Genomic DNA, 13,432 nt, shown 5'->3' on the forward strand with positions numbered 1-13,432 from the left:
TTGCCGTGTTTCGTCTCGGTGTCCTCACTGGTTCGCTCCTCACACGCCTATTACTATATCTGAACGCTCATCAATTTGTCACCCCCTGTTCACAAAAAAAGTTATCTCCCCGTCATAGAAGCTGTTGCATCAAAGTTCCCAGGGGGCAATCAAGCCCAGATATCCTTCCAGGAAAAACCGCAGCACTGCCTGGGTGATCGCGACCAATCCCAAACGATTTAGTGCCAGTGTCGAGGTCTTACTGGACGGTTCCCCCCAGATCTGACAGGCGCGATCGCAGGACTCAAAAGCCTCAACCAGTTGTATTAGGGAATTCGTGCAACGGCGAGGCGGACTTCCAGAGTCAATGGCATCCATGATCAAGACTAACTGGGCTAGCAGGTGCGATTCAGCAGGATGGCTCAGCCAAAGTTGCTGTTGAGGATCCAACCAGGGGATGGAGGTTGTCAGTTGCAGCCTTGATGGATAATCGCTCCAGGGCTGGCTATAGGCTACCAATCCCTCCAATGCAGCCAAGCGCAGGAGCGCACAGCAACGAGCATGGGCATACTGCACTTGGAGTTGCCTAGGGGGTGGTAGGTAAGATGGTGTCAACACACTGGGTTGTCCCCCGTGCCAGTGGGGCAAGGTGGCTAGACATTGGTGCAGCCAAGTTGCCAATCCGGGAGCCGTCAGAGTTGCCTGCAATCGTGCTGCCACATCCCCATGGAGTTTGAACGCCTCACCCATAGACAGTTTGCGATGCTCCGAGAGCAATCTAGGGACTGAGGAGTGGCTACGCCCATGACCATCGCCGGAAACCGGATCAGAGAGTTGAGCCTGGTTGAAAATAGTTACGATTTGTTGAGCTATTTCCAGGGGCGGTTGTTGCCAGACTTGGGCGAGGAGATGGGCGATCGCAGACCGATAGTAGCCCCCTTGCCAGTCTTGAGTCTGGGGATAGGGCTTTGTAACCCACTGCCAAGCCCTATCCGCGCTTAGAAGCTTGCTGGGGTGGGGCTGCTGAGACAGATGGTTCTCAAGGACTACTGCCAACCGTTGGAGTAGCTGAGATTTGAGTCCGAGAAGAGAGGATTGGGAGACAGAGAGAGCATCCACGGAAAGTTAGCTGGCGCACCGCAGTAATAGTTTTTTCTTGGTGAGGGAAAACTCAATGTTGAGTATTTCAGAAATAATGCCGTGTCAAGGGTTGCTTTTCAAAAAAACCTATGTGTTTATAACTACCTCTAGACCTGAATTAGGGCGTATAACTAGTAAAGGTATCTATTTTGTCAGGTATCTGTGTGATTTCTGAAGTTGATGCACACGCACAGCGTTGTCTTGCTAGACAGGCTGAGGAAAGTCTCAGTTTTCCCAATATATGTCTTCAACTCTGACTATGTACTCAATCCCTTCCTCAAACTCCGAACCCTCTCGCCCATTCCTCACCTGGCAGCGGATTCTGGACTGGGCGCAAGAACGCTATCGTTGCCGCACCTTTAACAAAGACGAGAAAATCCCGGTGCGTCCCGGACTTCTCTATTTAGTGCAGCGAGGCTCGGTACGATTGGTGGGCATTTCCCAGGTGAGCGCTACCTCCAGTAGTGCTTCCCGTCTGGGTCGCACCACACCCGAGGAAGCCTTTTTGGGCTTTGTCGGCGCTGGACAACCCTTTGAAATTGTTGCCCAATCCCCCTTTACGTTGCAAAGCTATGCCCATGTTGATCAAACCACTGTGTTGTGGATGTACTGGCATGACCTGGATAACTGGCCCCATTTTCGTCGAGAAGTCTTGGATGCCTTCCGCTACCAACACCAACGCAAGCTCCTCTGGCTCAGTACCTTGGGACAACGGCGGACTATTGACCGCCTCCTGGGTTTTCTGACGCTGCTGATTGAAGAATATGGGGAACCCTGTGAGAACGGCAGTGCTCTTCCTTGGGCGTTGACCCATGCCCAAATTGGTAGTGCAATTGGGTCAACCCGAGTAACGGTGACTCGCCTCATGGGTAAACTCCGACAGCGGGGGCTAATTCGGATTCAGGGTGATAATCAGATTTGTTTGCCCTCAGACGTTCTCCTGCGAGGCTAAGAACCTGTGTTGAGATTCCTCCATGCCAGCAACGATCGCCCTCATTGCTCACGACAGCCGCAAAGAAGAAATTGTTAATTTTGCCAAACAACATCTCCCCCTGCTCAAACGTTATCGCTTGATTGCAACCAGGAACACAGGGGAACGCATCCAGGCAGCAACCGGGCTTCCTGTTGTCAAGATGTTGTCCGGGGCCTTGGGGGGGGATGGGCAGATTCTCGCTGAAGTGGTTTCTGGCAAGGTAACCGCAGTTATTTTTCTGGTAGATGTCCTCAAGGCTCAAACCCATGAACCAGAGCTGCGGGGGTTCCTGCGGGTTTGCAATATTCACAATATTCCCCTGGCAACTAACCTGGCAACTGCTGAGATGATTGCCGTGGGGCTCACTCAAAAACAGGTTGCCCATCTGATTTTTAATCCGGTTGCCGGTCAGGGCATTGCGGAGCAAGAACTGGCTTTGATTCAGCAGTTGCTTGAACCGCACCTGAATTTGCAGATTCATCTGACAACGCCAGAGATTAACCCAGTACGGTTCGTCCAACAGGCCATTGACAGCCATGCAGATATCATCATTGCGGCAGGTGGCGATGGCACGGTTTCAGCTGTGGCTGGTGCTTTGATCGGTACGGGCATTCCCTTGGGAATTATTCCGCGTGGCACTGCTAACGCGTTCTCTGTTGCGTTGGGACTCCCGACATTGATGCCAATTCGTAGTGCTTGTCAAGTCATTTTGGCGGGACAGACTCGTACCGTTGATGCAGCCCAGTGTAATGGCTTGCCAATGGTGCTCTTGGCTGGGATTGGGTATGAAGCTGAAACCATTGAAAGGGCCAATCGAGAGCTGAAAAATCAGTGGGGGATGATGGCCTATCTGATGGCGGGCTGGCAGATGATGAATGAGCAACAGGTCTTTAACGCCGAGATTGCGGTGGAGGGGCAAATCCATTACGTTCAGGCAATGGCGATTACCATTGCCAATGCTGCTCCACCGACCTCCGTCCTCGCTCAGGGAGGTGGAGCTGTGATTTTTGACGATGGTCTGTTGGATGTCACCATTACAACGGTTGAAAGTAAGCTACATGCCGTCACAACCTTGTTATCCATGTTCAGTGCTGCCCTTGTCAAAACCAGCCCGGAGCACCCCAATGTGTTTCATGGCCGGACGAAAGCTTTGCAGGTGACGACAACTCCGCCACAAAAAGTAGTGGTGGATGGAGAAATCATTGGTACTACCCCGATTACAGTTGAATGTATCCCTGGTGGTTTAATGATCCTGACACCTTCCCTTTGAGTCTTGCATCTGCTCAAGTTCTCAGCACTAAACCAGTGCTTCATGGTTTTAGCCGCGATCGCTCATCCAAATTAATTGCCTAGGCGGCTTCCAGAGGAGCCATGGTCAGATCCGCACGACTTAAGAGCTGGTGATAGAGTTCAGCTTGTTCTTGAGGCCCAACCCAGACAATGGCTTGCCCTTCATGGTGCACCTGGTTGGTTAGATCCCAGGCGCGATCGCTAGTCATGCATGGGATGTATTTCATTAGGCACTCAGCAACGTGCTGAAAGGTGTTGAAGTCATCATTTAACACGATCACCTTGTAGTTGGGATAGCGTTTGCTCGTAACTTGACTCGATTTTTCGAGGGTAACGTTGGGGGCAGCAGCCATAACCGGAGCCGTAGTTGCTAAAACGATCCTCATAGTGAATTTACCAATGGGTTGAAGTGATTCAGAAAACCTCGTGGGCAGCTACCCGATCATAGATTGAATCCGCTGCTTCTGCTGGCGCTGCCCTGATGCCCTTGCCCAACTAAGGTTCTGAATCCCCTCTTGGGCTGGGGAAGGGATCGGGGCGATCGCGGGAATGGGCTGGCTCTGGGAGGTGAAGCAACGTCATCAGTGCTGTCATTAACGGTTGAGCAATCTCGGAGATAGTTGCCGCCCCATCGGTAAGGATTAAAGTCGTACAGGCATACTTCAGCATCAGATTCAAGGCACCGCTATCCCCCGTGCCGCGAAAATCGGTTCTCAGACCCACAATTGGAATCCGTCGCGCAAAGGCATAGCCGATCTCCCAACACGTCCCTGAATCGGCATCTGCTCCATCTAAGATAGCTAGCAACAGGTCAGCCTCCTCGACACCTTTTACACAGGTGTGAAAAATGGCCTCATGACTCCCGGCACATTCAGTTTGAGGTAAGAAGATCTGCCAGTTTGGATGATGAAGGGCGATCGCTAGACTGAGATTAAAATCTTTTTCTGCTTTAGAGAATAGGGGGGCGGCAAAATAGATCGATTTTCCCATAGGAATTTCTTGGCTTCAGAATCTTCAAAAAGATACCGGATATTCACTTCAGCAGGAACAGAAACGTTGGAGCGGAATCCAACAGTTAGGTGACTTGCTCCTGATTCCTGCCCGTATTCCACTGTCCCACTAGACAGAGAGACCTCAAAATCTACCCAGCGATCCTCAGCCCATTCTTGACACCCTGGGAGAAAGCAAATAGCATCTAGACGAATATTTTTTGCCTCACCCCAAAGAAAGGGTTTGATCCCCAGTACGTTTTCAAGGTAATTTTTATCATTCCATGCCTCAGCTAGAAGAGCGTGCATTCTGGGTTTCTTGGTCGCAAATCCCTGGGATTGGGGCAGTTTCTTTGAAGCGACTGCAACAACATTTCGGCCACCTGTCCGTAGCCTGGAATGCTGACGCTCTGGCGTTATCTGCGATTTCAGGCTTTGGGGTACAGACCATTGAAACGGTGCTGATGGAGCGTGCCCGTCGTGATCCAGCCCAGTGCCTTGAGCAGCATCTCGAAGCGAATCCTGACTTCTGGACTCCCTTTGATCGGGACTACCCGCGGTTACTGTTAGAGATCCCCGATCCTCCGCCCCTTCTGTACTATCGGGGTGTGGTGGTACGGGAAGAAAATCAAGGGGTGATCCCAACCGTGGCCATGGTGGGTACTCGCGATCCCTCCGATTATGGCAAGCGCTGGACCCGCCGAATTAGTATCGCTTTGGCCCAGCGGGGGTTCACCATTGTTTCGGGGATGGCGGAGGGTATTGATACAGAGGCTCATTCGGGGTGTCTGGAAGTTGGAGGTCGTACCCTGGCAGTGCTGGGGACTGGGGTCGATGTGATTTATCCGCCGCGAAATCAACGGCTGTATGAGCAGATCCTGGGTCAGGGTTTAGTACTAAGCGAATACCCCGCTGGCACTCCACCGGAACGAGGTCATTTCCCCCGACGTAACCGTGTGATTGCAGCCCTAAGTCGTGCAGTCATCGTGCTGGAAGCCCCCTCGAAATCGGGGGCGTTGATTACGGCCCATTTGGCAAACGACTACAACCGGGATGTTTATGTGCTCCCTGGCTCCCTCGATAATCCGCGATCGCAGGGATGTCTAGGCTTGCTCAGTCGGGGAGCCCAGGTAATTCTCGGCGAAGGTTACCTATTGGAACAATTGGGTTCTATGCCGCAGCTCGATCCAGATCCCACTCCAACGGTTATTACGGCAACCCTAATCCCTGATTTGGAACCAGAATTACAACAGGTATTAACCGCGATCGCCCCCGAATCGACGTTGTTTGATCAAATTGTGCAGCAGACAAGTTTGCCAACCAGCGTGGTGTCCAGTGCCCTGGTGCAGCTAGAGCTATTGGGCCTGATCATCCCGTTACCCGGTATGGCCTATCAGCGATCTTGAGACGGCAGGGAGTCCCAGAGTTTGGTGTCTTGGAGCCACTCTAGGATCAGCGCATTCACTTGGGCTGGATCTTCATCGTGGGGGCAATGACCAGCGCCAGGAATGGACACCACCCGAATCGACTGTCCTTGGGCTTGCGCCCGTTGATAAATGCTCGCTCCAGCAATGGGAGTCCAGGGATCTGCATCGCCCCAGAGCACTAACAAAGGTCGCTGGAGGTGGGGCAACAGTTCTCCAGGAGCAGGGCCAGGAGGAGCGCTGAGAATCGATGCAAAAACTTGTTGTGCCCCTGGATCGCAGGCGGGTTGATAGATCAAATCAACCAATTCATCGGTAACAGCGGTGGCATTGCCATACACTTGGTGCAGGGTAGCCCGAATTCGGGCCGGCTGGCGAATCCGATTAAATAGGAAACCGCCAATAAACGGTGAACTGACGAGGCGGGTAAATGCCCCCATAACGATCCGGAGGGGGAGATTCAGCTCCTGGGGACGATGATTCAATCCACCCGCAGCATTAATTAACACCCCCCCAGCGGCGATCTCAGGGGTCTCGGTCATCAGCATCAAACTCAGGAGCGCCCCAATGGAATTGCCAATGAAGACGGTGGGTTGCTGGATCTGCCCTTGCCAAAAATCTCGCAGCAAAGATGCCCACAAATCCAGGGAATAGTCGATGGCGGGCTTATCCGATCCCCCAAACCCCAGGAGATCGAGGGCAAAGACTTGGTACCCGGCGGCAGATAGGACGGGGATATTCTGCCGCCAGTGCCCGATCGCCGCACCAAAGCCATGAATTAACACCAAGGGCTTCCCAGTTCCCTGCACGGTGTATTGAATTTTATGCCCCTGCCAGTCCCAGGTCAGGAATGTCAAGGAGTCCACAGTTGAGGGTTGGGATACAGTTACCATGGGGTTTTAGTGAGCTTCAGGAACAAAAAAGGGGTGATGGATCTCTCACCCCCAAATATGAGTTTTCAGGGTATGGACTAGGCAAATGCAGCCATGCGCACATCACTGGTTGCCAGTAATTCCTGCAACTCCTCAGCATCAACGGTTTCTTTCTCAATCAGCAGTTGAGCCAGCCGATCCAGGACATGACGGTTGTTGATCAGAACTGCCTTTGCCCGGTGGTAGGCTTGATCTACCAGTTCGTGAACCTCATCATCAATGGCGGCAGCCGTTTCTTCTGAGAAGTCACGCTCCGCAGCAATGTCTCGCCCCAGGAACATGTTGCCTTGCTGACGCCCTAGGGCAACTGGCCCCAGGCGATCGCTCATGCCAAAGCGGGTCACCATTTGTCGAGCAACCCGTGCCACCTGCTGCAAGTCATTGGAGGCTCCCGTGGTCACCTCTTCTTCACCGAAGATAATTTCTTCCGAAATCCGGCCACCCAATGCTACTGCCATCTGATTTTGCAGATAGGAGCGGGAGAACAAACCCGCATCCATCCGATCTTCATTGGGGGTAAACCAGGTAAGTCCCCCGGCTCTGCCGCGAGGAATGATGCTAATTTTCTGGACGGGATCATAGTCAGGCATCAGTGCTCCCACCAGGGCGTGACCGGCTTCATGGTAGGCAACCAAAGCCTTGCGGCGTTCGCTCATCACCCGGTCTTTCTTCTCAGGTCCCGCCAGTACTCGATCAATGGCATCGTTGACCTCATCCATGGAGATTTCCGTCAGGTTCCGCCGAGCAGCCAGAATCGCTGCTTCGTTCAACAGATTCGAGAGATCAGCCCCGGTGAACCCAGGGGTACGGCGGGCAATTCGTTCGACATCAACATCCTGCCCCAGGGTCTTCCCACGGGCATGTACCCGCAGAATTTCCAATCGTCCAGCATAATCGGGGCGATCGACCACCACTTGACGGTCAAAACGACCGGGACGTAGGAGAGCTGAATCCAGAACATCGGGGCGGTTAGTAGCAGCAATGATAATGATGCCCGTGTTGCCCTCGAAGCCATCCATCTCGGTGAGCAATTGGTTCAGGGTTTGTTCCCGCTCATCATTCCCCCCGCCTAAGCCAGCTCCCCGTTGACGACCCACGGCATCAATTTCATCAATAAAGACAATACACGGAGCATTTTGCTTGGCCTGTTCAAACAGATCCCGTACCCGTGAGGCACCCACCCCGACAAACATTTCCACAAATTCGGAGCCGGAAATTGAGAAGAAGGGCACCCCCGCTTCTCCAGCTACCGCTTTAGCGAGGAGGGTTTTTCCGGTTCCTGGGGGGCCGACCAACAACACGCCTTTGGGGATCTTGGCTCCGACAGCGGTGAAGCGGTCTGCATTCTTCAAGAAGTCTACAACCTCTGCCAGCTCCAGCTTGGCTTGATCAATCCCAGCTACATCGCCAAAGGTCACCTGGGTTTGGGGTTCCATCTGCACCCTGGCTTTGGACTTACCAAAGTTCATAGCCTGACTACCCGGCCCACTCTGGGCACGTCGCAGCAGGAAAAACAGACCCACCAACAACAAAACAGGAAAGAAGAGGCTACTCAGGGCTCTAAGCCAAAAACTCTCGTCACTCTGGGGCAACACTGAAATATCAACGTTGTTGCGGGTGAGGATGTTGATCAAATCAGGGTCACTGGGGGGGAGGTTCACCAGCACATCGCTGCCATCTTGCGCCTTGACAATGGCGCGGGTGCGATCGGCGCTGATGCGAACCTTCTCAACTTTCTTGCCTTCTACTTCTTGAATGAACTGACTGTATTTCCAGGTTTCCCGGCTGGGAGGCTTGCTGTCAAAAAATGCCGTTGCCAAGGCAATGACAACAATCGCCAAAAGAGCATACAGTCCCGCATTTCTCCACCGCTTATTCACCGGGTTTTATCCTCGCTAAGGGTTTTGGATCAGGATCTTTTAATCATGTTAACTAATGTTAACCTATCCTCAGAATCTCTGGGTATCCCCCCTCTGGAAAACATGACGGAGGGCTTCCCAGCAGGGGTGATTCCCAGGATAGCTGCGGGGGTGTGGACTGAGAATCCGGTGAAAGGGTACCAGCTCCACGACGCTATTGGTGTAAGCGATCGCCTCTAGAGTTTCTACCCAGTCAGGATCCCAGGGAATTTCCCCGACTCTTTCATTGTGCCTTGTCAACCACGAGATCAGTTGTCCCCGCACCACCCCCGGTAGGATGCCGCTACTCAGGGGGGGTGTCCACCACTGCCCAGCCCCCCAGCCCCAGAGATTCCCCGTCGTGGTTTCCAGCCAATTGCCGACCGCATCCACCAGAATCGCTTCCTGGGCTCCCCGTTGCTGTGCCTGTTGTCTGACCAACCAGGGTGCCAGATAATTCCCAGTTTTGTGATCCGGGAGTGAGCGATGCCCCGCCAGCGAAGGGGTAGGGGTGGCCACCCAGGCTGTAATTCCCTGTTGTTGCCGAAGTCCTAGATCGGCGGGTAAGGCACGTCCGGTAATCCATTCTCGCCCATCGGGAAAGAGGACGATTCTGAGGACGGGGAAAACCGGTACCAGTGTTTCAGCTCCCTGCCGCAGTCGCTGCCAATTGGGGGGGTTGCCAACCAAAGGCTTCCAGGCTCCGTTGTAGTCGCTGGCAGTGGAGTTGCCAGAGGGTCAGGGGATGATCCAGTTGCAGCCCATAGACCCGCAAGGTAGTAAAAAGGGTGGCACCGTAGATCAAGCCAGGATCTTGGAGGGGCAGCGACAGGGTGGTTCCAGTATGGAGTTCACCATCGTACCAAAACATAGGCTAATCCATGGATTCAACAGGGAGGAGGGGGAGACCCCTAGTGTCGTGATAGATACCAGCGAATCACCAGTTTCTCCAGTTCAATCCAGACAAATAGCAGGGAACTAAAGCCAAGGCAGATCAACAGCTCTAGCAGCGACAGGTAGTGGGTGCCAAAGAAGCTCCGGAGCGGTGCCACATAAATCAGCAGCAGTTGCAAGATCAAAGTCACCGCGACGGAACTCAAAATCCAGGGATTGGACAGTTGATTAATTTCTACCGCCAATCGGAGGTTGGAACGAATGGCGATCGCATGGCCCATCTGGGACAAACACAGGGTGGTAAACACCATGGTTTTCCAGCGATCGCGATCTAATAGATCAGACTGCACTTGCGCCGTGTAGTGATAGCTCCACACCATTAGCACGATCGAGATCATAGCCAGCACCAGCCCAATCCGAATCATGTACGATCCCAATCCTCTGGCAAAGATACTTTCCTTGGGATTTTTGGGGGGGTGTTGCATCACACTGGGGCGTCCTGGTTCTACCGCTAGCCCCAAGGCAGGAATTCCATCGGTGACTAGGTTCATCCACAGGATTTGTAGAGGGGACAGGGGCACACCTCCTAGTCCTAACAGCGGCGCAGAGGCGATGGTCAAGACTTCCCCAATGTTACTGCCCAGGATATAGCGAATAAACCGCCGGATATTAGTGTAGACAACCCGACCCTCTTCGGTGGCGGCAATGATGGTGGCAAAGTTATCGTCCAGCAGAATCATATCGCTGGCCTCTTTACTGACATCGGTGCCGGTAATGCCCATGGCCACGCCAATATCTGCTTGTTTTAAGGCGGGGGCATCATTCACCCCATCCCCCGTCATCGCCACCACATGACCTCGCCGCTGGAGTGCCTGGACAATGCGTAATTTGTGTTCCGGGGAGACACGGGCATAGACACTCACCTCCGTCACCAGGGCTTCTAACTCTGCTGGACTCAATTGTTCCAGTTCCCGGCCGGTGAGGGTGCGATCCCCTGGGTGGACAATGCCCAGATCCTCGGCGATCGCCCAGGCAGTGAGTTGATGGTCGCCCGTTATCATCACTGGACGAATCCCAGCGATGCGACAACGACGCACCGCCTCGCGGACTTCCGGACGGGGGGCATCCAGCATTCCCACCAAACCGAGCCAGGTTAAGTTCTGTTCACTGCTATCTTCCGAGTGCTCGGGGGGAATTGCCCCTAAGGCTTGACTGGCAAAACCCAAGACCCGTAGCCCCCGACTTGCTAGGTGGTTATTCTCTGCCAGAATCTGCGATCGCTGTTTCTCCGTCAGGGGGTGGGGGCGATCGCCTACCTGAATCTGGGTGCAGCGCTCTAGGGTCAATTCTGGGGAGCCTTTGGTGAACATCCGGTAGGTGGGCCCCTGACCCTCCTGGACAATCACACTCATGCGCTTACGTTCTGAGGAAAAGGGAAACTCCGCCACCCGAGGGAAGTGACTGGCTTGTTGCGCTTGTTCCAACCCTGCCTTACCCGCCAGAGTCAGGAGCGCTCCTTCTGTGGGGTCACCCAGAACCTGCCACTGCCCATTCTCACGCTGCAAAATGGCATCATTGCACAGAACACACGCCAGTAAGAGCGCTTGCAATTCGGGTTGTTCAGCAGGCAGAAGGCATTGGGAGGCAGCGCTACTGAGGAACTCACCCGTAGGGGTGTAGCCTTCTCCGGTGACTTGCAGCTGATGCTGATCGGTGAAAATTGCCTGCACCACCATTTTGTTTTGGGTCAGGGTGCCCGTCTTATCGGAGCAGATAGTGGTCACAGACCCCAGGGTTTCCACCGCAGGCAACCGCCGAATCAGGGCGTTGCGGCGAACCATGCGCTGGGTACCCAAGGCAAGGGTAACGGTAATCACCGCCGGCAACCCTTCTGGGACAACCGCCACTGCCATGCTCAGGGACACCTGCACCAAATCTTCAAAGTTCTCCGGGGTATGGAGGGTGCCAGCCGTCACGACGATCACCACCAAGGCCAATGCCCCTAGGACGAGGATGTTCCCCAATTGGGTCATGCGCTTTTGCAGCGGGGTGGGTTCTGACTCAACGGCCTGGAGGTCGGTGGCAATTTTCCCCAGTTCTGTCGCCATCCCCGTGCTAGTGACTAAGACGGTGGCACGCCCCTGTACGACTTCGGTGCCGGTGAATACCAGGTTAATGCGATCGCCCAGTTCGGTGGAGTCGGGTAGGACCAAATCCGCCTCTTTGTTAACAGCGATCGCTTCTCCCGTTAAAGCAGCTTCCCGAATTTGCAGGTTGGCAGCCTCCAACAACCGCCCATCGGCAGCAATTTTCACCCCCGCCTCTAAAAGCATCACATCTCCCGGCACCACTTCCTTCGCAGAGACTTCGATGGGTCTGCCGCCTCGAATCAGCCGCACACTGCCGGAAGATAGGCTCTTAAGGGCAGCCAGTGCCTTTTCAGCGCCACTTTCTTGCAGATAGCCCAGCAAACCGTTGAGCAACACCACCACCAGAATGGCAATGGCATCCTTGGGAAACATCGGTTTGCCCTCAGCGATCGCCTCGCGAATATCTAGACCAGCTGAAATCACCGCAACGGCAATCAACATCAACAGCATCACGTTTTTGAACTGATCCCAAAGGATTTCTAGGGAGCTACGCCCCCCGGTCTCTTGCAGTTCATTCCTGCCGTAACGTTGCAGCCTTGCCGTCACCTGATCCGTCGTCAAGCCCTGGGTGCGATCGCCCTGAAGCTTTTCCACCGCCTGATCTTCAGAGATCCCATGCCAGGCAACCGTTGTTGGATCTAAATTCTGGGTTAGGGAGTCTGACATGGCAAGAATGATCGGGTGTAAAGGACACAGTCGCCGGACAAAATCATCGCTTTCACCGAGTCGTCAGCCTCAGCAGTAAATCATGGCTGACAGCAGATAGTCACCAAATCTGATGGTAGATGTCAGTCTAGGGGAGTTGTCTATCACCGACTACAGCTTAACTGATGGTTGTGATAGGCAGCAGCGTCAAGGGGAAACCTTGGATTGAGAAAGGGGAAGGTGCCGGGAGTCGGAAGGCAGAATGGAACGAACTCCTAACGCCTGCCTTTTGGATTCCTCGCATCTCAGGCTTTTCCAGCTGGAGTTGCTAGCCCGGTAATGGATGCAGGCGGGAGGCTTCATGCCTTGGCATTACCCTGGTAATAATTGAAAGACCACGGACAAATTATTCGCTGGCATGGCATAGGTCTGGAGGAGGGAGAGCTGATGCGTTTGGGCAATGGCTACCACAGCTTCCAGATCCCGGATGCCCCAAGCTGGATTTTGCATCTGTAGACTTTCATCAAAGGCTGCATTGCTGGGAGCGGTATGTCGACCCCCCCTGCTTAAATGGGCCATATAGGTAGAGAATGCCACCTGGGGGTAAAATCCGCTGCGCCCCTGCCATTAAGCCTAAACACGCTGACCACGGGGCAATATGAATCATATTAATGTTGACCATCGCCACAATGGGTTCAGGGATTATCCCTGACAAATCCTCGGAGGCGTGATCCCGTTCCAGCGGCCAAACTGGGTTGTGGACATCAAGGGCGATCGGGGGATACAGGTGCTCTCCAGGGCAATGTTCCCGCCAGGCCGCAATGCTGGCGAGGGCAAGGGGATTGGGGTCTGAGGGCAGCCACTTGCGAGGATGCAGGCGAGGGGCAAAGAAGACGGCATGTTCTCCGGTGCCACTGGAAATTTCTAGAACGGTGCCCGTGGGTGGCAAGACTTGTAACAGGATCTCCAAAATCGGTAGGCGATTGCGTTGGGTGGCAGGGGCGTATTGTCGGGCGTCTAGGAACTCAGACATCGGGAATGGGGAGAGAAGAGTTTGTAAGTTGAGGTGGGCTGCATCAGTTCAGCGATCGCGATCGAGGTCAATCCGTACACAATTG

10 protein-coding genes and 2 pseudogenes are annotated in these 13,432 nt (G+C 53.9%); 3 read left to right on the forward strand and 9 right to left on the reverse strand.

Annotated features, from left to right (window positions below; all coding sequences use genetic code 11):
- Positions 1 to 129: 129 nt before the first annotated feature.
- Positions 130 to 1,098: a DALR anticodon-binding domain-containing protein gene (locus DO97_RS20650; protein WP_052128393.1), complete on the reverse strand. Its 969-nt coding sequence runs from the start codon at positions 1,096 to 1,098 to the stop codon at positions 130 to 132.
- A 280-nt stretch (positions 1,099 to 1,378) separates the two neighbouring features.
- Between DO97_RS20650 and DO97_RS04735 the strand changes: the two genes are divergently transcribed.
- Complete coding sequence (locus DO97_RS04735; RefSeq protein ID WP_036531513.1) at positions 1,379 to 2,071, forward strand: Crp/Fnr family transcriptional regulator; 693 nt, start codon at positions 1,379 to 1,381, stop codon at positions 2,069 to 2,071.
- 22 nt (positions 2,072 to 2,093) lie between these two features.
- A complete protein-coding gene (gene mgsA / locus DO97_RS04740; RefSeq protein ID WP_036531421.1) occupies positions 2,094 to 3,362 on the forward strand; it encodes a methylglyoxal synthase in 1,269 nt (422 codons plus the stop codon).
- Between the two features lie 79 nt (positions 3,363 to 3,441).
- Here the strand turns inward: mgsA and clpS are convergent, their stop codons facing one another.
- From clpS to DO97_RS24905, 3 genes are all read right to left on the reverse strand, one after another.
- Positions 3,442 to 3,768, reverse strand: coding sequence for an ATP-dependent Clp protease adapter ClpS (gene clpS / locus DO97_RS04745; RefSeq protein ID WP_036531422.1), 327 nt, complete (start codon positions 3,766 to 3,768; stop codon positions 3,442 to 3,444).
- A gap of 109 nt (positions 3,769 to 3,877) precedes the next feature.
- Positions 3,878 to 4,372, reverse strand: a complete 495-nt coding sequence (locus tag DO97_RS04750; protein WP_052128394.1) for a nucleoside 2-deoxyribosyltransferase — start codon at positions 4,370 to 4,372, stop codon at positions 3,878 to 3,880.
- Positions 4,303 to 4,680: a hypothetical protein gene (locus DO97_RS24905; protein ID WP_204368489.1), complete on the reverse strand. Its 378-nt coding sequence runs from the start codon at positions 4,678 to 4,680 to the stop codon at positions 4,303 to 4,305. The genes DO97_RS04750 and DO97_RS24905 overlap by 70 nt, the downstream gene beginning before the upstream one ends.
- On the opposite strand from DO97_RS24905, the gene dprA reads away from it, so the two are divergent.
- Positions 4,656 to 5,777: a DNA-processing protein DprA gene (gene dprA, locus DO97_RS04755; protein ID WP_036531424.1), complete on the forward strand. Its 1,122-nt coding sequence runs from the start codon at positions 4,656 to 4,658 to the stop codon at positions 5,775 to 5,777. The genes DO97_RS24905 and dprA overlap by 25 nt on opposite strands.
- Here the strand turns inward: dprA and DO97_RS04760 are convergent.
- From DO97_RS04760 to DO97_RS04780, 5 genes and pseudogenes are all read right to left on the reverse strand, one after another.
- The gene (locus tag DO97_RS04760) at positions 5,765 to 6,688 is read right to left on the reverse strand and encodes an alpha/beta fold hydrolase (RefSeq protein WP_052128395.1); all 924 of its coding nucleotides are present in this window, start codon (positions 6,686 to 6,688) and stop codon (positions 5,765 to 5,767) included. The two genes, dprA and DO97_RS04760, sit on opposite strands and share 13 nt — an antisense overlap.
- A gap of 77 nt (positions 6,689 to 6,765) precedes the next feature.
- Positions 6,766 to 8,607, reverse strand: coding sequence for an ATP-dependent zinc metalloprotease FtsH3 (ftsH3, locus tag DO97_RS04765; protein WP_036531425.1), 1,842 nt, complete (start codon positions 8,605 to 8,607; stop codon positions 6,766 to 6,768).
- A gap of 69 nt (positions 8,608 to 8,676) precedes the next feature.
- Positions 8,677 to 9,496, reverse strand: a pseudogene (locus DO97_RS04770) (aminotransferase class IV).
- 40 nt (positions 9,497 to 9,536) lie between these two features.
- Positions 9,537 to 12,335 carry a cation-translocating P-type ATPase gene (locus DO97_RS04775; RefSeq protein ID WP_036531426.1) on the reverse strand — a complete coding sequence of 933 codons (2,799 nt, stop codon included), beginning with the start codon at positions 12,333 to 12,335 and terminating at the stop codon, positions 9,537 to 9,539.
- A 351-nt stretch (positions 12,336 to 12,686) separates the two neighbouring features.
- A pseudogene (locus DO97_RS04780) lies at positions 12,687 to 13,347 on the reverse strand (DUF938 domain-containing protein).
- Positions 13,348 to 13,432 lie beyond the last annotated feature (85 nt).

Origin of the sequence: Neosynechococcus sphagnicola sy1 (assembly GCF_000775285.1) — a bacterium.
Taxonomy (GTDB): Bacteria; Cyanobacteriota; Cyanobacteriia; order Neosynechococcales; family Neosynechococcaceae; genus Neosynechococcus; species Neosynechococcus sphagnicola.